General features: G+C 62.3%; 15 protein-coding genes and 1 riboswitch. Of the genes, 4 read left to right on the plus strand and 11 right to left on the minus strand.

The genetic code is table 11. The features are described from left to right. Window positions 1-54 precede the first annotated feature (54 nt). The 11 genes from MON38_RS22010 to MON38_RS22060 all read right to left on the minus strand — a co-directional run bounded on the left by MON38_RS22010 (window position 55) and on the right by MON38_RS22060 (window position 14,381). On the minus strand, window positions 55-201 hold the full coding sequence (locus tag MON38_RS22010; RefSeq protein ID WP_241938315.1) for an MFS transporter small subunit: 147 nt from the start codon (window positions 199-201) through the stop codon (window positions 55-57). A 34-nt stretch (window positions 202-235) separates the two neighbouring features. Continuing rightward, window positions 236-1,651 (minus strand): L-lactate MFS transporter, encoded by a 1,416-nt coding sequence (locus MON38_RS22015; RefSeq protein ID WP_241938316.1) that lies wholly within the window; start codon window positions 1,649-1,651, stop codon window positions 236-238. Window positions 1,652-1,961: 310 nt separating this feature from the next. After that, window positions 1,962-2,807, minus strand: a complete 846-nt coding sequence (locus MON38_RS22020; protein WP_241938346.1) for an SDR family oxidoreductase — start codon at window positions 2,805-2,807, stop codon at window positions 1,962-1,964. A 203-nt stretch (window positions 2,808-3,010) separates the two neighbouring features. Beyond that, the gene (locus tag MON38_RS22025; protein WP_241938317.1) at window positions 3,011-4,201 is read right to left on the minus strand and encodes a PA14 domain-containing protein; all 1,191 of its coding nucleotides are present in this window, start codon (window positions 4,199-4,201) and stop codon (window positions 3,011-3,013) included. Between the two features lie 68 nt (window positions 4,202-4,269). Next, the gene (locus tag MON38_RS22030; RefSeq protein WP_241938318.1) at window positions 4,270-4,710 is read right to left on the minus strand and encodes a putative signal transducing protein; all 441 of its coding nucleotides are present in this window, start codon (window positions 4,708-4,710) and stop codon (window positions 4,270-4,272) included. A gap of 94 nt (window positions 4,711-4,804) precedes the next feature. After that, window positions 4,805-5,368: a hypothetical protein gene (locus MON38_RS22035; protein WP_241938319.1), complete on the minus strand. Its 564-nt coding sequence runs from the start codon at window positions 5,366-5,368 to the stop codon at window positions 4,805-4,807. A 59-nt stretch (window positions 5,369-5,427) separates the two neighbouring features. Further along, window positions 5,428-5,934, minus strand: a complete 507-nt coding sequence (locus MON38_RS22040) for an energy transducer TonB (protein ID WP_241938320.1) — start codon at window positions 5,932-5,934, stop codon at window positions 5,428-5,430. 683 nt (window positions 5,935-6,617) lie between these two features. After that, the gene (gene metF, locus MON38_RS22045; protein WP_241938321.1) at window positions 6,618-7,574 is read right to left on the minus strand and encodes a methylenetetrahydrofolate reductase [NAD(P)H]; all 957 of its coding nucleotides are present in this window, start codon (window positions 7,572-7,574) and stop codon (window positions 6,618-6,620) included. A 94-nt stretch (window positions 7,575-7,668) separates the two neighbouring features. Further along, window positions 7,669-11,367, minus strand: a complete 3,699-nt coding sequence (gene metH / locus MON38_RS22050; RefSeq protein ID WP_241938322.1) for a methionine synthase — start codon at window positions 11,365-11,367, stop codon at window positions 7,669-7,671. A 72-nt stretch (window positions 11,368-11,439) separates the two neighbouring features. Further along, window positions 11,440-11,548, minus strand: a riboswitch (SAM riboswitch). Between the two features lie 375 nt (window positions 11,549-11,923). Then, window positions 11,924-13,153 carry a molybdopterin molybdotransferase MoeA gene (locus MON38_RS22055; protein ID WP_241938323.1) on the minus strand — a complete coding sequence of 410 codons (1,230 nt, stop codon included), beginning with the start codon at window positions 13,151-13,153 and terminating at the stop codon, window positions 11,924-11,926. A 160-nt stretch (window positions 13,154-13,313) separates the two neighbouring features. After that, window positions 13,314-14,381: an SDR family oxidoreductase gene (locus MON38_RS22060; protein WP_241938324.1), complete on the minus strand. Its 1,068-nt coding sequence runs from the start codon at window positions 14,379-14,381 to the stop codon at window positions 13,314-13,316. A gap of 278 nt (window positions 14,382-14,659) precedes the next feature. Here MON38_RS22060 and moaC point away from each other — a divergent pair, with 278 nt between their 5' ends. The 4 genes from moaC (at window position 14,660) to MON38_RS22080 (ending at window position 19,545) form a co-directional block, all read left to right on the plus strand. After that, window positions 14,660-15,151 carry a cyclic pyranopterin monophosphate synthase MoaC gene (gene moaC, locus MON38_RS22065; protein WP_241938325.1) on the plus strand — a complete coding sequence of 164 codons (492 nt, stop codon included), beginning with the start codon at window positions 14,660-14,662 and terminating at the stop codon, window positions 15,149-15,151. Window positions 15,152-15,159: 8 nt separating this feature from the next. Then, complete coding sequence (locus MON38_RS22070; protein ID WP_241938326.1) at window positions 15,160-16,362, plus strand: NTP transferase domain-containing protein; 1,203 nt, start codon at window positions 15,160-15,162, stop codon at window positions 16,360-16,362. Between the two features lie 70 nt (window positions 16,363-16,432). Continuing rightward, window positions 16,433-18,685, plus strand: a complete 2,253-nt coding sequence (locus tag MON38_RS22075) for a S41 family peptidase (protein WP_241938327.1) — start codon at window positions 16,433-16,435, stop codon at window positions 18,683-18,685. Between the two features lie 167 nt (window positions 18,686-18,852). Further along, window positions 18,853-19,545 (plus strand): porin family protein, encoded by a 693-nt coding sequence (locus tag MON38_RS22080; protein WP_241938328.1) that lies wholly within the window; start codon window positions 18,853-18,855, stop codon window positions 19,543-19,545. Window positions 19,546-19,623: the final 78 nt, after the last annotated feature.

Here is a 19,623-nt window from a genome sequence, read left to right on the forward strand (position 1 = left end):
AAAAGCCGCCGGCTTCGAACCGGCGGCTTTTTTGGGCAAGAAAAACCAGGCGCGTTACTTAAACAGCGCCAGTGCTTTAATGAACGTTTGCGACACGCCCCAGGCCAGGGGGATGCCCACAAACAGCCATGCCAGCACTACCGAGCCGCCGGCACCGCTTTCGGCCGGGGCAGAAGTTGAGTTGTTGGGTTGCGGATTCATATCGAATTCGAATTAGTGTTTGAAAGACTGAGACTTAGTGGCCGCCGGCTTCTACCGTTACAGGGCCTTTTTCGTAGTACCGTTCGTTCACGGCCGTCACAATAATGTTGGCCAAGAAGCCCACCACCAGCAGCCCCGCCATGGTGTAGAACACCGTCTGGTACATGGCAGCGCCAGTGAAGCCTTCGGCCTTGCGGCTGTCGGACAGGTAGTGCACGATGAGCGGGCCAAGCACGCCGGCCGTGCTCCACGCCGTGAGCAGGCGGCCGTGGATAGCGCCCACCTGGTACTTGCCAAACAGGTCGGACAAATAGGCCGGGGCCGTGGCAAAACCACCGCCGTACATGCTGATAATCACGCAGGCCACCACCACAAACAGCGTCAGCTGGGCATTGGCGCCCAGCGTAGGGGCCAGCGCATACAGCACCACGCCCAGGCCAAAGTAAATGGCGTACGCCACCTTGCGCCCCAGCTTATCCGAAGCCGACGACCAGAAGAACCGGCCCAGCAGGTTGAACAGGCTGAGCAGTCCCACGAAGCCCGCGCCGGCCGCCGCCAGGGCCGCCGTGTCCATGCCCTTACCCTTCTCGGTGCCGGAAATAACAGCCTGGATGAGCGGCGAAGCGGTTTCGAGCACGCCGATGCCGGCCGTCACGTTGCAGAGCAGCACTACCCACAGCATCCAAAACTGCGGCGTTTTGATGGCGTTGTCGGCCGACACGTTAGCCGTGGTAATCATGTCGTTGTGCTCGGTGCTGGGTACGTAGCCGGCCGGCTTCCAGTCGTCGGCCGGTACACGAATGGTCCACACCCCAAACTGCATGAAAAGCAGGTAAATGATGCCCATTACGATAAACGTTGGGGCCACGCCCTGCGGGGCCGAAGCCTTGAAGTGGTTCATCAGGTTGTTGGCCAGCGGCGAGCCAATCATGGCCCCGCCGCCAAAGCCCATAATGGCCATGCCCGTAGCCACGCCCTTGCGGTCCGGAAACCACTTAATGAGCGTGCTCACCGGCGAAATGTAGCCAATGCCCAGCCCGATGCCGCCCACCACGCCGTAGCCGAAATACAGCAGCCAGATATTGTGCAGGTGAATGCCGAGCGAACCAATCAGGAAGCCGCCGCCGAAGCAGAGCGCCGACGCCAGCATGGCCTTGCGCGGACCCACGCGCTCCAGCCACTTCCCAAAAATGGCCGCCGAAAGGCCCAACAGCACAATGGCGATGGAAAACGTGATGCCAATTTGCAGCGGCGTCCAGTCGTCGGGCGCGGGTTTGGCCGGGTCACCGCTGATGAGCGCGCCCAGCGGCTTGTTAAATACGCTGAACGCGTAGGCCTGCCCAATGGCCAGGTGAATGGCCAGGGCCGCCGGCGGCACCAGCCAGCGGTTGTAGCCCGGCCCCGCAATGGTGCGGCTGCGGTCGAGCAGCGAAGAGGAGTTTTCGGCCATGTAACAAGTGGGAATTGAAGTGAGAGAAGAAGATGGAAAACGCGCCTGCCACTATGCCTAACACACTGAAAGCGGGCCACAAGTGCCAAGGTAACCGGCGGCTTGGCTGGTTGATTGCCGAGGGTGCGAAAATGTTGCTAAACAGGTATAGCTGATTTGATTGTCGGTGCCGCAGTGTGGTTAGAACGTCATGCAGAGCGTAGCGAAGCATCTCGCGTGCCACCACTACCCAATCATTACGATTGAATTGCTGCCACAAGCGAGATGCTTCGCTGCGCTCTGCATGACGTTCGATTAAATTCCGGTCACGTTACTCGTCGCTGCTCAGCTTGCCGCCGGTCACGTGCACGAGCGAGCCCGTCATGAACGAGCCGTCTTGCGAGGCCAGCAGCACGTAGGCGGGCGCCAGTTCCTCGGGCTGGCCGGGGCGCTTGAGGGCGACTTCGTGGCCAAACTTGGCGATTTCCTCGCGCGGCATGGTGCCGGGGATGTTGGGCGTCCAGACCGGGCCGGGCACCACGCAGTTCACCCGAATGCCCTTCTCGCCGAGATATAGCGCCAGCGACTTGGTGAGGGCATGAATACCGGCCTTCGAGCAGGCGTAATCCACCAGCAGCGGAATGCCCGTGATGCCCACGATGCTGCCCGTATTGATGATGCAGTCGTCCTTTTTGAGGTGCGGAATCACCGCCTGCGCCATCCAGATGTAGCCCAGGATATTGGTGTCAAAAGTGCGGCGAATCTGCTCCTCGGGGATGTCCTCAAACTTCTCCTGCGCCATCTGGAAGGCGGCATTGTTCACCAGGATATTCAGCCCGCCCAGCTCGGCCAAGGTGCGGCGCACGGCCTGCTTGCATTGCTCGGGGTCGCGCACATCCAGCTGCAATAGCAGGCACTTGCGCTTCTCCTGCTCCACCAGTTGCTTGGTTTTTTCGGCATCCTCCACGTTTTCGTTGAAGACGACGGCCACGTGCGCGCCCTCCTTGGCGAAGGCAATGGCCACGGCCCGGCCAATGCCCGAGTCGGCCCCGGTGATGATGGCGACTTTGTCCTTGAGCTTGCCGGCGGCCTTGTAGTTAGCCAGGTCCGAGTCGGGCTGCAGCTTCATGTCGGCCTGTTTGGCCGGATAGGGCAGCTTCTGGGCGGCGGCTTTCATGTCTTTGGCCGTCGGGCGGCGCTCGGCTTTGGCAGGAGCAGCTTTTTTGGCGGGAGCGGCGGGCTTTTGGGGGGCGGCGGGAGCGGCAGGGGTTTTCTTCGGAGGCATAGCAGGTAGGAAAACGTGATGCCCCGGCTTACGCGAAAAACCCGCCAATGGCTGGCGCTGGACCGGTTATTTGTCTGCGCCGCTTGGTCTTTGGCTCACAGCCGGCGCAGCACCACGCGGCGGTTGCGCGGGCGCTGGGAGGGGTCGGCGTTGTCGGCCACGGGCTGGGTGCCGCCGTAGCCCATGGGCCGAAGCTGGGCCGTGCCCACGCCGTGCGCCGTGAGGTAGAGGCACACGGCTTCGGCGCGCTGCTGCGAGAGCTGGCGGTTCAGCTCGGCATTGCCCACGTTGTCGGTGTGGCCCTGCACCTCAAAGCGCAACTCCGGCCGGGTGCGCAGGGTGCCAGCCAGCGCATCCAGTGCCGTACGTACAGGCGGCAACAACACAGCCTTGCCCTGGTCGAAATACAGCTCCGGCAACGTCACCGTGCTGCCTACGGCCAGGTCAGTCAGCGAAGCCCCGCTGCCCGAATCGGCCAGAACCAGCGTTGGAGCTGCAGCTGGTGCTGGAACTGCTATTGCTTCGCTGCTGCCAACGGAAGCGGCCGGTTTTGGCAAAGGAGCGGGCTTGCGAACCGGCTTGGGTACCACCGCGGCCGGGCGGACCGGTACTACTGTTGGCGGCGTAGGAATGACGCGGGCCGGTCTTGATTTCGGTGGCCGAACTACTGGCGTGGGGGCCGCCGTGCCGGTGGCGGCCGGTGGCGGGTTGCGGCTGAACAGGTAGCTGGTCGGAATTGGCGCTACCTTCGGCGTTTCGGCTAGTTTGCCCCAGAAGTTGCGCCACGATGCAGTAGGCGGTTGCAGGGGTACGTCGGGCCGCTCCCAAGTGATGAAAATGCGGGTATCCAAGCCATATTGGCAGTAGTCAACCCGCAGGTGGTACGGCTCGCCGGCCCGCAGCTCCGCCGTGGCGGTGTAGTCGCTCAGGGGCTGCCCGCGCCATTCGTTCAGCAGCTGCCGGTCGTTCAGCCACAGCCGGACTCCATCGTCTACGGTAACATGAAAAACGTATTTGCCGCTGACCGGTGGCACCAGCCAGCCCGTCCAGCGCACCGAAAACTGCTCGGCAGGCATCCCCGGTGCGGGCGGCTGGTGGCCCCAGTTGAAATTGATGGTCGCATCGCGACGAGTCAGGACATATTTCTCGAAATTATTCCCTTCGTAGTAGTCGCCTCTGATACCGTCACCGGAAGGCAGGGGCGATTGCGCCAGCGCAGGCACACCCGGCAATACCAATCCAATAAGCAATAGCAGCCCAAGCCACCGGTTGTGTTCGCCAGCCATGCTGCAATAACGACAATCCCGACGCCTTTAGTATTGGCTTTCCGCTTCGATAACTCGCTGCCGGCTACCTACGCAAACTCGTTGCCGCAGTGGAAGCAGTGAAACCGCTTGCCCCGCACCGGAAACCGCAGCAGCACCGAAAGCAACGACTCCCAGAACCCGTAGGTGTTGCGCGTGGCCGGCCCGTACGCCACATCCGACGACCCGCAGCGCGGGCAGCGTGGCGTTACCGGGTCGGGCGCATCGGCTTCGAAGGAAGCCACGTCGGGACCGGTAGCCCGGGGCAGGGGCTCGGCCCGAATGATTGCCAGGGCCGCCTCGGCGTCGGACTGCCGCACGTGCAGCCGCACGCCACCCGTGATGGGGCTGTACAAGGGCAGCAGCCCCACCAGGTTTTCGTTGCTCAGAAAACACGGAATGCCCGCTGCCTCCAGCCGCGTCCGGGCCAGGTTGGCCGCCATCGGCTCGTAGAACGATTCGAGAAAAACGATGGAATCGGGGCCCGGCACGGAAAGAGAGTTAAGAGTCGAAAATTATGAGTTAAGAGCTGAAGCGGCAGAATCCAGAGATTTAACTCACAACTTTCAATCCCTAACTTTTAACTCACTTCGGCTGCTGGCGGGTCGCGGCGTCGATGCCTTTCACGGTGCGGCCGGCCTGCAGGCTCACAAATTCGGCCTGGCGGGCGCGCACGCGCACTTCGTCGCGGGCGGGCATGTCCAGGCGCACTTGTTTCAGCTGGTCGTTCAGGCGCTGGTACACGGCGCGGGCATAGTCCCAGTCGCGGTCGGTCCAGGTAGCGCGCTGGGCGCGGGTTTCGCGCACCAGCTGGCCATAGGCAGCCGGCAGGTCCTGCGGCGTCAGGGAGTTAATCTGGCCGTTGTAGGGGCCGAGCAGCGTGGCCTCCATGGCCAGCTGCTGGCGCGGGTCGAGGGGCCGGGCGCGGCGGGCGCGGTTGGCTGCGTTGTAGGTCGCCGTGGCCTTGCCAATGCGGGCCAGCTTGTGCGTTGCCGTGCGGGCGGCGCTATCCAGCTCGCGGCCGGCCGTGCGGGCGGCGGCCCGGCGTTCATTGGGCGTCGAGTCGCAGCTTGTGAGCAGCAGCGCGGCCAGCAGTACGCTGCCAAAAGATTTCAGGCCCGCTAGCGGATTACGCAATTCACCTTTCATAGCACAAACACAGTAGTGAGGTCGCAAATGTCGGCCATTGCGGCCGCACCAGCCCTCTACTACTGCGCCAGCCGAAAGGTTAGCGTCAACTCGTACTCGGACACGATGTCCTGGCCGGCTATCTGGGCCGGCACCCACTCGTCTGGAATGGTTTTTACCACGCGCAGCGCTTCCTGGTCGCAGCCCGCCCCAATGCCGCGCAGCACGCGGTGGTTGGTGGCCTTGCCCTGCTTATCGACCGAGAAACCAATGGTTACCTGGCCCTGCACGTTGCGGTCCTGGGCCTGTTGGGGGTACTGCAGCTGCGTAGTGAAGGTGGCCAGCGCCGCGTCGCCGCCAATGAACAGCGGCGGGCGGTCCACCATGCGGCGTTTCCACTGGCCGGGGGCCAGCTCGGTATTAAAGGTGAGGTCGCCGGAGGGCCGGTAAAACAGTAGCTGCTTGGCCGAATGGTCATAGCGTTGCACCACCACCATTTCCCGCGAGGCCGTGATGCCATAATATTCCCACACGCCCACTTTGGTGCGCTTGTCCAGCATGCCGCTTTCCCACTTGGTGGTGTGCATTTTCTGGGCGGAAGCCGGTGCAGTCAGAAAAATCAAGCACAAAAAAATTACAGAGTAAATATAATTTTTCATATAAGGCGGGTGGGTTTTGAGGTAGTTAGTTGCTGCAAACGATACTTGAAAACGTTTGCGGGCTCGCAAGTTAATTAAAAGTTCTATTTTGTTATGTCCATTAAAATCTTTTTTGCCACCCATTAGTCAGACAGCCTCTTGCCGTGATTTAGGCTTTATAAATTATGAATAGCATGTATCATATTAATAATCAAAATTTTATTCGATAATAAGGCTGCTATTATTTAGATAAAATATCCGAATTATTGAAGGTTGTGCAGGATGATGAATAATATGAAGCATTATCTGTAAAATTATATTTATTTCGGATGAAACGCCTTTTTTTAGTCGGCTATAATAATCCGTTGGTCGAGAAAATAGCGTCGTTGAGCATACGTTTGCTCAGCCATTTAGCTGACTGTTTCGCAGGTTTTTATTGCATTAATTTGGGCTGGTGTGAGCATCAGAGATGCGTCTAATACCATTTAAGCCGTATAAATTTTTCCAAAAAGCAACGGGTGTGGCTAACGCAAGCGCAAAAAAAAGGCGGGTAGCTCGCAAGCCACCCGCCCATCCACTTATTGCTTACCGCTTGCCAATTATTCAGGCCGACCTGCGGTGTTGCCGTTGCGCTAAAACAGCTCGGCTGCCACGCGCCGGATGCTTTCCGACTTGCCCATGCTGTAGTAGTGCAGGCAGGGCACGCCGTGGGCCATGAGTTCGCGGCTCTGGTTGAGGCACCATTCAATGCCGATGGTGCGGGCCGCTTCGTTGTCGCGGCACTGGCTGATGGCTTCCACCAGCGGCTCGGGCAGGTTGAGGAAAAAAGCCCGCGGCAGCATCGTGAGCTGGCTTTTGGTCGTCAGCGGCTTCAGGCCGGGGATAATGGGCACGGTGATGCCCGCGTCGCGGCACTTCTGCTCGAACTTGAAAAACTCTTCGTTGTCGAAGAACATCTGCGTCACGATGTAGTCGGCTCCCCGGTCCACTTTGTGCTTCAGGTAGCGGATATCGGAGGCGTAGTTGGGCGCTTCGAAGTGCTTCTCGGGATAGCCGGCCGTGCCGATGCAGAAGTTGGTGGCCCAGGTATCATCCTGTTCCTCATCCAGATACTCGCCCTTGTTCAAATTGGCTACCTGGCCAATGAGGTCGCAGGCATAGGCGTGCCCGTCGGGCTCGGCCTTGAACACGCCTTCCGATTTGATGGGGTCGCCGCGCAGCGCCAGCACCGAATCGATGCCCAGGAAGTGCAGGTCAATCAGCGCGTTCTCGGTTTCCTCCTTCGTGAAGCCACCGCAGATGAGGTGAGGCACGGTATCGACATCGAAGCGGTTTTTGATGGCCGCGCAAATGCCCACGGTGCCGGGGCGGCGGCGCACAGTTTTCTTTTCCAGCAGGCCGTTGGGGTGGTGGCGGTACACGTATTCCTCGCGGTGGTACGTCACGTCGATGAACGGCGGCTTGAACTCCATCAGCGGCTCGATATTCGAAAAGAGCGTGTGGATATTTTCGCCCTTTTTGGGCGGTAGCACCTCAAAGGAAAAGAGGGTTTTGCCCTTGGCCTGGGCGAGGTGGTCGGTAACTCTCATTTCTTAAGCTGTTAGCCTTTAGCTGCTAGCTATTAGCTCTTGTTCTTAGGATGTCGTCGGTAAAAGCTAATAGCTAGCAGCTAAAAGCTAACGGCTAATTTTTCGGTTCGTAGTTCAGGTTGGGCATCAGCCAACGCTCCAGCTCGGCTAGCGGCATGTGCTTGCGCTGGGCAATGTCGGCCACCTGGTCCACGCCAATGCGGCCGAGGCCGAAGTAGCGCGAATCGGGGTGGGCGTAGTACATGCCGCTCACTGAAGAGGCCGGGTACATGGCCAGGTTTTCGGTGAGGGTGATGCCGGTTTTCGCGCCCGCGTCGAGCAGCTGGAAGAGGGTGATTTTCTCGGTGTGGTCGGGGCAGCCGGGGTAGCCGGGAGCGGGGCGCACGCCGCGGTATTTCTCCTGCACCAGCTCTTCGCCTGTGAGGTGCTCGTCGGGCGCATAGCCCCAAAACTCGCGGCGCACCCGCTCGTGCAGGCGCTCGGCGAAGGCTTCGGCCAGGCGGTCGGCCAGGGCCTTCACCATGATGCTGGAGTAGTCGTCGTGGTCGGCCTCGTACTGCTCAATCAGCTTTTCGATGCCGATGCCGGCCGTCACGGCGAAGCCGCCCATATAGTCGGCCCGGCCGGATTCCTTCGGGGCCAAGAAGTCGGAGAAGGCAATGTTCGGGATTTTCGGACCCTTTTCGCCCTGCTGGCGCAGCGTGAAAAACTCGGTGGCTACGGCCTCGCGGGTATCGTCGGCGTAGATTTCAATGGTGTCGTAATCCTTCGTATTGGCCGGCCAGAAGCCCAGCACGGCGCGGGCCGTGAGCAATTTGCCGTCGATGATTTTGGCGAGCATGGCCTGCGCATCGGCAAATAGCTTGGTGGCCGCTTCGCCCAGCGTTTCGTCTTCCAGAATGCGCGGGTAGCGGCCTTTCAACTCCCAGGTGTGGAAGAAGGGCGTCCAGTCGATGTAGCGGGCCAGCTCGGCGAGGTCGTAATCCTCCAGAACTTTGGTGCCGAGGAAGCTCGGTTTGGTGATGCTCACCGTGTTCCAGTCGGATTTGAAGCCGTTGGCGCGGGCGGCTTCGATGGTCAAATAGCTTTTGTCGCGCTGGCGGCTGGCGTAGTCGGCGCGCAGGGCGGCGTAATCGTCGGCAACGGTCTGGGCGTAGGCTTTTTCGCCCGAGCCGAGCAGGCCCGCCGCCACGCCCACCGAGCGGGAGGCGTCGTTCACGTGCACCACCGCGCCGCTGTACGACGGGGCAATTTTCACGGCCGTGTGCAGGCGCGAGGTGGTGGCGCCGCCGATGAGCAGGGGCACTTTCATGCCGCGCTTTTCCATGGCCTGGGCCACGTATACCATCTCATCGAGCGAGGGCGTGATGAGGCCGGAGAGGCCAATAACATCCACGTTTTGCTTCTGGGCTTCGTCGAGAATCTTTTCGAGCGGCACCATTACACCGAGGTCGATGATGTCGAAGTTGTTGCAGGCCAGTACCACGCCCACGATGTTCTTGCCGATGTCGTGTACGTCGCCTTTCACCGTCGCCATCAGGATTTTGCCGGCCGTCTGGCGGTCGGAGCCCTGCTTGTCGGCCAGCAAATAAGGCTCCAAATAGGCCACGGCCTTTTTCATTACGCGGGCCGATTTTACCACCTGCGGCAGGAACATTTTACCGGCCCCAAACAGGTCGCCCACCACGTTCATGCCGGCCATCAAAGGGCCTTCAATTACGTTGAGCGGACGGTCCAGTTCCAGGCGGGCGGCCTCGGTGTCTTCGTCGATAAATTCGGTGATGCCCTTTACCAGCGCGTGCGACAGGCGCTCCTGCACCGGCAGGCTGCGCCACTCGTCGGCTTTCACTTCGGCCTTGTCCTTTTGCTTCACCGTGTCGGCGAATTCCACGAGGCGCTCGGTGGCATCGGCGCGGCGGTTCAGGAGCACGTCTTCGGCTAGTTCGAGCAGGTGCGGCTCGATTTCATCGTACACACCGAGCTGACCGGGGTTCACGATGCCCATGTCCAGGCCGGCCCGGATGGCGTGGTAGAGGAAAGCCGTGTGCATGGCCTCGCGCACCACATCGTTGCCGCGGAAGGAGAAGCTGATGTTGCTGATGCCACCGCTGGTGAGCGCGCCGGGCAGGTTGCCCTTAATCCAGCGCACGGTTTCGATGAAGTCGAGCGCGTAGTTGCGGTGCTCGTCCATGCCCGTGCCTACGGTCAGGATGTTGGGGTCGAAAATGATGTCGGACGGGTCGAAGCCCACTTCCTTCACCAGAATGTCGTAGCTGCGCTGGCAGATTTCGATGCGGCGTTCCAGCGAGTCGGCCTGACCGTTTTCGTCGAAGGCCATCACCACCACGGCCGCGCCGTACTGGCGCACCGTGTGAGCCCGCTCGCGGAAGGCTTCCTCGCCTTCCTTCAGCGAAATCGAGTTCACGATGGACTTGCCTTGCACGCATTTCAGGCCGGCTTCCAGCACGCTCCACTTCGAGGAATCAATCATGACGGGTACCCGCGCAATGTCGGGCTCCGAGGCGATGAGGTGCAGAAACGTCGTCATCACCTGCTCCGAATCGAGCATGCCCTCGTCCATGTTGATGTCGAGCACCTGCGCGCCTTCTTCCACTTGCAGGCGGGCCACGGCCAGGGCTTCCTCGTACGCGCCGGTGCGGATGAGGCGGGCGAAAGCGCGCGAGCCCGTCACGTTGCAGCGCTCGCCCACGTTCACGAAGAGGCTTTCCTCTTTGATGGTAAACGGCTCCAGACCGCTCAGGCGCGTGGATGGCGTGTGTTCGGAAGGCAGCTGACGGGGCTTGTACCGCTCGGCCAGCTTGCTCAGCTCGGCGATGTGCTGGGGTGTGGTGCCGCAGCAGCCGCCCACCACCGTCACGATGCCTTCTTTTAGGTACTCCTCCACCAAAGCCGCGAATTCCTGGGCCGATTCGTCGTAGCCACCGAAGGCGTTGGGCAGGCCGGCGTTGGGGTAGGCGGAGATGTGCACGTCGGAAATGCGGCTCAGCTCCTGCACGTACTGGCGGAGCTGGTCGGCCCCGAGGGCGCAGTTCAGGCCCACGCTCAGCAGCGGCAGGTGGCGGATGCTATTCCAGAATGCCTCCACCGTCTGCCCGCTCAAGGTGCGACCCGAGGCATCGGTGATGGTGCCGGAAATCATCACGGGCACCACGCGGCCGCCTTCGTCGAAGAACTTCTGCACGGCGTAGAGCGCGGCTTTTGCGTTCAGCGTATCGAAGATGGTTTCGATGAGCAGCGTGTCCACGCCACCGTCCACGAGGCCGCGCACCTGCTCCAGGTAGGCGGTGGCGAGCTCATCGAAGGTCACGGCGCGGAAGCCGGGCCGGTTGACATCGGGCGAGAGCGAGGCGGTGCGGTTGGTGGGGCCCACGGCACCGGCCACGAAGCGCGGCCGCTCGGGCGTGCTGTACTCGTCGGCCGCTTCGCGGGCCAGGCGGGCCGACTCGTAGTTCAATTCATACACCACGTGCTCCAGGCCGTAGTCGGCCTGCGCGATGGTAGTGCCCGAAAAGGTGTTGGTTTCCACCATGTCGGCCCCGGCGGCGAAATACTCGGCGTGGATGCCCTTGATGATATCGGGCCGGGTGATGCTCAGCAGGTCGTTGTTGCCGCGCAGGGGTTTGGGGTGGTCGGCAAAGCGGGTGCCCCGAAAATCTTCCTCCGTAAGCGGGTGGCGCTGAATCATGGTGCCCATGGCACCGTCGAGAATCAGCAAGCGCTGGCGGAGTAGTTCGGGGAGCGGGGAAGGGGCGGCGAGGGTGGCGGTGGACATTTCTTTCGGGTCGATATAGCAGCGTAAGGCGCGTATCCAGAAAGAAACCCGTGCGGCGAAGCACGGTTCCGGCTGTCATCTTCTTTCACCAAAAAATACGGTGAAACGGGAGTTGGCACCTACTCGCGGTAGGTTGCCAAGACGTCATCGGGCCCGGTCCCTCGGTCTTTCTGGATAGCAGCGTAGGGCGAAGATACGACGCAAGTATAAAAATGACTTCGTGCCGGGCCCAAGCCGTAAAAACAAGGCCCCGGCTCGTACCTGCGGAGGTACAAGCCGGGGCCAACTAGCAACGCTCAAGGATGGCGCTAATCTTTTTTTACGCAGTTCGGGACGGTTTTACCGTCTTTTTTCTTGGTGCCTTCTTGCTCGTAGCCTTTCCAGCAGGGGTCTTTTTTGGCGGTGCTTGCTTTCTTCGTCGGCATAATCGGGGCGGGTTGCGATGAGAAAAAAGACAGTGGCCAATGCGCCGGGCCACTATCAACACGCAGCCGCTGGCGCTGCGGCTCGGATGGCTGTACGTAGTCTGTGCCCGCAGGTTGAAGAGAATCCGGGCCTATAGTGTCCAGACGGGCCACACGCTGCCCGCTGCAAACACGGCCGGCTCGGGCGGCAGCTCCAGAAACGCGGTGGCGCCCACCAGCCCCATCATGTCGCCGGAGCCGCCCACGCGGAGCGGCGTGGCCAGGCGGCGGCCTTCGGCGTCCACGGTCAGGCGGACGGGTACGAAGTGCGTGAGCTGAGGCTTGAAATTGATGTCGACGGTGAGCACGGCTGGCTGCGGGCCGGCCTCGGCAGCGGCAGGAGTTGCGGCCGAAGCTCCCGCGGGCTGCTGCACGGCGCGCAGCCAGGGCCGCACGTAGCGGCAGGCCGTGATGAACGTGGACACTGGGTTGCCGGGCAGCCCGAACACCACCGGCCCGCCGGCCCGCGCCCCAAACCACAACGGTTTGCCGGGCCGTTGCTGCACTTCGTGGAATATTTCCTCGACGTGCAGCTCACGCAGCAGGCCCGGTAGATGGTCGGCGCGGCCCTTGCTCACAGCCCCGCTCAATACCACGGCGTCGAAGCAGGCGGACAGAATGTTGGTGAGGCCCACGCGCAGCTCCTCCACGTTGTCGGTGAGGTGAAACAGCGAAACATCGGCCCCGGCCTGGGCAAACAACGCTTGCAGGGCATACACGTTGGAGCGCCGAATCTGGTGCGCCAGCGGGGTAGCGCCGATGCCCACCAGCTCGTCGCCGGTACTCACCACGGCTACCAGCGGGGCGCGCAGCACGGCTATTTCGGCCGCGCCCACGGTGGCGGCCACGGCCAGCTCGGCGGGGCCCAGGCGGGTGCCGGAACGCAGCAGCGCGTCGCCCGCGTGGCGGTCGGCGGCCTGGTGGTGGATGTTGACGCCGGGTGCGGCAGGCGGCGGAATCTGGATGCGGGCGCGGTTGTTTTCGAGCAGAATGTCCTCGTAGCGCACCACCACATCGGCCCCGGGCGGCAGCACCGCGCCGGTCATCACCTCCACGGCCTGCTGCGGGCTGAGCAACGGGCGGGCGGGCTCACCGGCGTATTGGGTGTGCTGAATCTCGAATTCCGACTGGCCACCAGCCCAGGTAGCAAAACTCACCGCGATGCCGTCCATGGCTACCCGGTTGAAGGGCGGGAAGTCGCGGTCGGCCGTGAGCGTTTCGGCCAGGACGCGGCCGGCGGCGTGGGGCAGGGTCACGGTTTCGGGCGGCAAAGGGCGGGCGGTGGCGAGGACGCGGGCGGTGGCTTCGGCGGGGGATAGCATGGGGGGAGTTAAAAGTTTGGCGTGAACACGACTGTCATCCTGAGCGCAGCGAAGGACCTTATCTCACCTGCGCCGATTGAGTTACGACAACGCGTTCTAACGTGATGAGGTCCTTCGCTGCGCTCAGGATGACAGTCATGTCCAGTTTTGAAGCGCAGCCCTACGGAATAAGCCGGTCTTCGCGCAGCTTGGCAAATAAATCGAAGAACGAGTCCTCCGTGCTCTGGAACACGGTGAAGCCGCGCTTGCGGCTGTTGGCCATGTCCGTCATTACTTCGATGGGCCGGCCCAGGTCCAAATCGGTATGCCAGGGCGAAGCCAGGCGACTCAAATCGGCTTCGGCCAGGCCATTCTTCGTGGCGATTTCGCGCCATAATTCCGCGTCGCCGGCCATTTCGGCTTCCAGCGGGTGAATGCTGCCATCGAAGCCCACGGCTCCCACGCCAAACCACTCGGCCAGGCGGCCCCAGAGCTGGCTCCAGCGGAAAACGTCGCCGTTCACCACGTTGTAGGCCTCGTTGCGGGCCGCCTCGGTGGTGGCGGCCCACACCAGCTGCTTGGCAATGACGCGGGCATCGGTCACATCCGACAAGCCTTTCCACTGCGCCTTGGAGCCGGGCCAGCGGAAGGGCCGCCCCGTAGCCTTGCAGATGCTGGCGTACACGGCCAGCGTGGTGCCTAAATTCATCAGGTTGCCCACCGCCTTGCCGATGATGGTGTGCGGCCGGTGAATGCTCCAGGTGAAGCCGTCGCGCGCGGCGGCAGCATACACCTCGTCTTCCTGGGCGTAGTAAAAGTTGTCGAGGGCCAGCCGGGGCTGCGACTCGCGCAGCGGCGTGGGCGGTGCCACGCCGCCGCTCACGTAGGCTTCAAATGGCCCCAGATAGTGCTTCAGGCCCGTTACCAGCGCTACGTGCTGCACCGAATGTTTCGGGCCGAGGACGGCCAGCAGGTTGCGCACCATGGCGCTGTTCACGCGGATGTTCTCGGCCTCGGTGTCGTTGCGCATCCAGCTGGTGATGAACACATGCGTGGGCCGAAGGTCGGCCAGCGCGGTTTCGAGGCTGGCCACGTCCATCAGGTCGGCGGCTACGGGTTGCAGGCCGGCGATGCTGGTGTCGGGGCGGCGGGCCAGGCCGTAGGTGGGCCAGCCGTGGGCCAGCAGCTCCTGGGCCAGGTTGCTGCCGATGATGCCGCTGGCACCAACGACTAATGCGGTATTGCTCATAATGAAATTCAAGGGAAAGGAAGCGGCTCACATGAGCCGGTGCGGCGGGTTTTGCCGGGGCTGCCGGGGGGATTTTGGCCCGGTGCTGGGTTGAAAACGGCTGATTGGCCCAATAGTTTGCGATAAAACAATTCGCCGCTGAGTTGGCTAGATGAAACGTAGCGCGGACTTTTAGTCCGCGACACCACGCCGTCCGGTTGTTATTGCGAGTCGCGGACTAAAAGTCCGCGCTACAATCCGTCCAACGATTCGGCGCATTCACACGTCTCTACACTTCTATGCTGACCAAAAATTTCACCCACGTCAACGCCGCCAACCAGCCCACGATGGTGGATGTTGGCCAGAAAATGCCCACCCGCCGCGTGGCCCGCGCCCACTGCCGCGTGGTGCTGGGCGAGGAACTGCTGAGCCGCGTGCAGGCCGGCGAAATGCCCTCGTACAAGGGCCCGGTCATCCACACGGCCATTCTGGCGGGCATCATGGGGGCCAAAAAAACTGCCGACCTCATCCCGCTCTGCCACCCACTGGGGCTCGATGATTGCAGCATTACCATCGAGCCCGACGGTGCCGACGCCCTGCGCGTGGTATGCACCGCCGTGGTCACCGGCCGCACCGGCGTGGAGATGGAGGCCCTGACCGGAGCCAGCGTGGCCGCTCTCACCATTTACGACATGTGCAAGGCGTTTTCGCACGACATCAGCATCGAAGGCGTGCAGCTGATTGAGAAAACCGGCGGCAAAAAAGACTTTCACCGCGCCGAAAATTCGTAAATTCCGATATGGATAGTCTACCAAACTCCGCCGCGAAACGAACCAAGCACGCCGCCCTGGCCCGCCCCGATGTGGGCGAATTCGGCCGGCACGAGCTGGCCATTCTAGGCGCGCCCTGCGGCGATATTCAAGCGCTGGTGGCCCGGCTGCTGCCGCATTTGGCCCCGCAACTGCGCGTGGCCTATGTGGATGCCGACCACGCCGCCGGCGACTCGGCCGCCGCCGAAGAAACAGCAGGTGCCGTCGCTAAGCCGGTGCCATATGTGGCCGAAAATGGTCTTTCGGCCGAACTAGTTGATAAAATCACCTACCGCCAACTCAACCTCACGCGGGCGCTGGACCGGTTCACCCAGCCCGAGCTGCTGGCGCACGAAAGCGTGGTGCTGGTGAATGGCAACCACTTCCGCGCCCGCCAGCAGGTCGTCATCGTCGACCCGCGCAAGCCACTCGAAAAGAAGCTCGACCGCCTCACCGACGTACGCCTGATTCTCCTCGCCGAAGGCCAGACGGAGTTGCCCGCCGTGCTGCTGGAGCACCTCAGTGCCGCGCCGCTGCCGCCCGTGCTGCCGCTGGCCGACGTGGCCGGTATCGCCGCTTTCATCAGGCAGTGGTACCAGCTGGCGGTGCCGGTGCTACGTGGCCTCGTGCTGGCCGGCGGCCGCAGCGAGCGCATGCAAACCGACAAGGGAACCTTGCACTACCACGGCCTCGACCAGCGCCAGCACACCGCCGCGCTGCTGGCCGAGTTTTGCCCCGACGTGCGCGTATCGGTACGCCCCGACCAGGCGGCCGAACTGCCCACCGGCCTCACCGCTCTGCCCGATACTTTCCTGAACCTGGGGCCGCTGGGCGGCATCCTGTCGGCCTTGCAGGCCGACCCGAACGCGGCCTGGCTGGTGCTGGCCTGCGACCTGCCCTTCCTCACCCGCGACACGCTGGAATACCTCGTGAGCAGCCGGCAGCCGGCCCGCATGGCCACCTCGTTCCGCAGCCCGTGGGATGCGTTTCCGGAGCCGCTGGTCAGCATCTGGGAGCCGCGCAGCTACGGGCAGCTGCTGCGGTTTCTGGGGTTGGGCTACTCCTGCCCGCGTAAGGCGCTGATTAACTCCGATATTGAGCTGCTGGCTCCGCCCGCGCCCGGCGAGCTGCGCAACGTGAACACTCCCGAGGAGCGCGCCGCCGCCACGCGCGAGCTGGAGCCGCGCCGGTAACCGGCGGCCGGAGTTCGGAATAAAAGTGGGCGGCAGGCAACGTTGGGGCCGTGTAGGCCATCTTCGGGGCATGAAAAACTCCTTCCTTTCATTGGCCCTGCTGCTGGCTGCCCCGGCAGTAGCCCAGGCCCAGGCTCCGGCCACTGCGCTCAACCTGGACCTTGAGCGCGTTAATCATCAGACCAACTCACCCGTTGGGTGGACTAGCGCGCCCCGGCCCGAATACCAGGTCGCCATCGATTCACTCACGCGCCACGACGGGCGCTACGCGCTGCGTATGCAGTCGACCACCGCCAATTGGGATGGCAAAGCCTTTGGGGTTAGCACGCTGCGAATCCCGGTGAGCTTCCAGGGCAAAACCGTGAAGCTCACTGGCTACCTCAAAACCGAGAAGGTGGACAAGGGCTACGCCGGCCTGTGGCTGCGCGTCGATGGCGAAGATGGCATGCTGGGGCTCAATAACATGAGCAAAGAAAACGTGCACGGCACCACTGACTGGAAAGCGTACACCATTTCGCTGCCCCTCGGCGACCAGGCCCAAACCATCTATGTGGGCGGCCTGCTGCCCGGCTCCGGCACCATGTGGCTCGACCAATTGAGCCTGACCGTGGACGACCAACCCCTGGCCCAGGCCCCGCCCAAAGCGGTGAAACACTACAAGGCTGAGCAGGATACCGCCTTCCGCCACGGCTCGGGCATTGCGCTCGACAACCTTAGTAAGGCCCAAATCGAGAACCTCGCCGTGCTGGGCCGGGTCTGGGGCTTTGTGAAATACTACCACCCGGCCGTGGCCCGGGGCGACTACAACTGGGATGCGGAAATGCTGCGCATCCTGCCTAAGGTGCTTGCTGCTAAGACGACGGCCGAGCGCAACGCCGTGCTCAGCGCCTGGCTCACTGGCCTGGGCCCGGTGCCGGCCTGTGCCACCTGCCGCGAGCCCAAGGCTGACGAGGTACGCCTGCAAGCTGATTTGGCCTGGCTGACGGATAAGAGCCAGCTTGGTCCCGCCCTCAGCCAGCAGCTCACCTACCTGCGCCAGAACCGCAACCAGGACTCGAACTACTACGTGCGCAGCGCCCCCAACGTGGGCAACCCGCTTTTTGTGCACGAAGAGGTATATGCGCAGCCCGCCACGCCCGATGCCGGCCTGCGCCTGCTGGCGCTGTACCGCTACTGGAACATGATTGAGTATTTCTTTCCCTACCGCTACGCCATTGGGGAAGACTGGCAGAAGGTGCTGCCCGAGTTCATTCCGCAATTTGCCGCCGCCCGCACCGACGAGCAGTACCGGCTGGCGGCGCTGGTCATCATCGCCCGCATCCACGACACGCACGCCAACGTGTATGGCAGCGACAAAATCCTGGCTGCCTACAAAGGCACGCTGCACGCGCCAGTGCAGGTGCGTTTCGTAGAAGGCCAAGCCGTGGTGACGGACTATTTCCACGAAACCCTGGGCCCGGCCACCGGCCTGCAAAAAGGCGACGTGGTGCTGGCTGTGGATGGGGTGAAAGTCACCGACCTGATAAAGGCCCGCCAGCCGCTGACGCCCGCCTCCAACGAGCCCACCCAGCTGCGCAACATGGCCCGCGACCTGCTGCGCGGCAACACCGACAAAACCACGCTGCTTATTCGCCGCGCCGGCCGCGACTTCCCCGTCACCATCGGCCGCGTGCCCGCCGCCCAGCTCAACCTGGGCCTGAACAACGGCACGCCCGACCCCAAAGCCCCGTTCTGGAAACTGCTGCCCGACAACGTGGGCTACCTCTCGCTCGGCACCATCAGGCAGGCCGAACTGCCCGAGGCCATGGCCAAGCTAAAAAACACCAAAGGCCTCGTTATCGATATTCGCAACTACCCGGCCGAGTTCGTGGTGTTTTCGCTTACCAAATACCTGTCAGGCAAGCCCGTGCCCTTCGTGCGGTTCAGTGAGCCGCAACCTGACTACCCGGGCGTATTTCTCAGCACGCCGGTGACGTCGGTGCCGGGCACCCAGGACGCGCCGTATGCGGGCAAGGTCGTGATTCTGGTAAACGAATTGAGCCAGAGCCAGTCGGAGTACACCACCATGGCCCTGCGCGCCGTGCCGGGGGCCAAAGTGGTGGGCAGCACCACCGCCGGCGCCGACGGCAACGTCTCGACCATCATGCTGCCCGGCAACATCACGACGATGATTAGCGGCATCGGCGTGTACTACCCCGACGGCCGCGAAACCCAGCGCGTGGGCATCGTGCCCGATGTGGTAGTGCAGCCCACCATTGCCGGCATCCAGGCCGGGCGCGATGAGGTGCTGGAACGCGCCGTGCAGCTGATTGAAGCGAAGTAGCCGGCCGCCGCGTCAGCTTCGCTCAGAAAATAACCGCCGGCCCGGCGGTTATTTTTTTGCCCTTACGGTTCAGACTATTATCTGCTCAGTGCGCGTTAAAGGCCCGCGTTGGCACGTTTTTGATGGATGCGCCGACGACACGTCTTATCAACTAACCCTATTTCATCATGAAAAAGACTGCAATTGTAGCTGCCGCGCTTCTGGCCACGGCCGCTGTTTCATCGGCCCAGGCCCAGAGCGTGCGTCTCGGCCTGCGCGCCGGCGCCAACTATTCCAACCTGGCCGGCAACATTCAGAATCAGGATACTTACAACAACAAAGTTGGCTTTCTGGGCGGCGTGATGCTCAACGTGCCCATCATTCAGGACGGCTTTCTGTCGCTGCAGCCCGAAATCCTGTATTCGCAAAAAGGCTTTGAAAACAAGCCCACCGAATACACCACGTTGCTCGGTGCCAAGCAAAAGCGCGAAGGCAGCGTGAACTACAACTACCTCGACGTGCCGGTGCTGCTGAAAGTGCGCGCCTCGGGCCTCGTGTTCGAAGCCGGCCCGCAATACTCCTATCTGCTCAGCGCCAACAACCAGACGAAAGTGACCACCACGCCCGCCCTGGGCGGCACGCCCAGCACCGCCGAGTCGCAGAACAAAACCGACGTGAGCGGCCTCAACCGCAACGAGCTGGGCTACCTGGCCGGTGTGGGCTACGAAGCCGAAAACGGCCTCAGCCTGAACCTGCGCTACACCGGCGCCTTCAGCGACTTCGTGAAATCCGACAACAGCACCTACTTCAATGGCGACCTGAAAAACGCCCGCCACTCGGCGTTCCAACTCTCACTGGGGTATCTGATTCCGAGCAAGTAAAAACCTGTTCTGTCATGCTGAACGCAGTGAAGCATCTGATGAAAGCTGTTTGCCGGCTTTTGTCAGATGCTTCACTGC

The sequence above is a fragment of the Hymenobacter cyanobacteriorum genome (assembly GCF_022631375.1).
GTDB classification, from domain to species: Bacteria; Bacteroidota; Bacteroidia; order Cytophagales; family Hymenobacteraceae; genus Hymenobacter; species Hymenobacter cyanobacteriorum.

What these genes read in the sequence shown, in the direction of transcription:
- MON38_RS22010 (WP_241938315.1), bottom strand. Translation starts at nt 201, where the DNA reads ATGAATCCGCAACCCAACAACTCAACTTCTGCCCCGGCCGAAAGCGGT.
- MON38_RS22015 (WP_241938316.1), bottom strand. Translation starts at nt 1,651, where the DNA reads ATGGCCGAAAACTCCTCTTCGCTGCTCGACCGCAGCCGCACCATTGCG.
- MON38_RS22020 (WP_241938346.1), bottom strand. Translation starts at nt 2,807, where the DNA reads ATGAAAGCCGCCGCCCAGAAGCTGCCCTATCCGGCCAAACAGGCCGAC.
- MON38_RS22025 (WP_241938317.1), bottom strand. Translation starts at nt 4,201, where the DNA reads ATGGCTGGCGAACACAACCGGTGGCTTGGGCTGCTATTGCTTATTGGA.
- MON38_RS22035 (WP_241938319.1), bottom strand. Translation starts at nt 5,368, where the DNA reads ATGAAAGGTGAATTGCGTAATCCGCTAGCGGGCCTGAAATCTTTTGGC.
- MON38_RS22040 (WP_241938320.1), bottom strand. Translation starts at nt 5,934, where the DNA reads ATGCACACCACCAAGTGGGAAAGCGGCATGCTGGACAAGCGCACCAAA.
- metF (WP_241938321.1), bottom strand. Translation starts at nt 7,574, where the DNA reads ATGAGAGTTACCGACCACCTCGCCCAGGCCAAGGGCAAAACCCTCTTT.
- metH (WP_241938322.1), bottom strand. Translation starts at nt 11,367, where the DNA reads ATGTCCACCGCCACCCTCGCCGCCCCTTCCCCGCTCCCCGAACTACTC.
- MON38_RS22055 (WP_241938323.1), bottom strand. Translation starts at nt 13,153, where the DNA reads ATGCTATCCCCCGCCGAAGCCACCGCCCGCGTCCTCGCCACCGCCCGC.
- MON38_RS22060 (WP_241938324.1), bottom strand. Translation starts at nt 14,381, where the DNA reads ATGAGCAATACCGCATTAGTCGTTGGTGCCAGCGGCATCATCGGCAGC.
- moaC (WP_241938325.1), top strand. Translation starts at nt 14,660, where the DNA reads ATGCTGACCAAAAATTTCACCCACGTCAACGCCGCCAACCAGCCCACG.
- MON38_RS22070 (WP_241938326.1), top strand. Translation starts at nt 15,160, where the DNA reads ATGGATAGTCTACCAAACTCCGCCGCGAAACGAACCAAGCACGCCGCC.
- MON38_RS22075 (WP_241938327.1), top strand. Translation starts at nt 16,433, where the DNA reads ATGAAAAACTCCTTCCTTTCATTGGCCCTGCTGCTGGCTGCCCCGGCA.
- MON38_RS22080 (WP_241938328.1), top strand. Translation starts at nt 18,853, where the DNA reads ATGAAAAAGACTGCAATTGTAGCTGCCGCGCTTCTGGCCACGGCCGCT.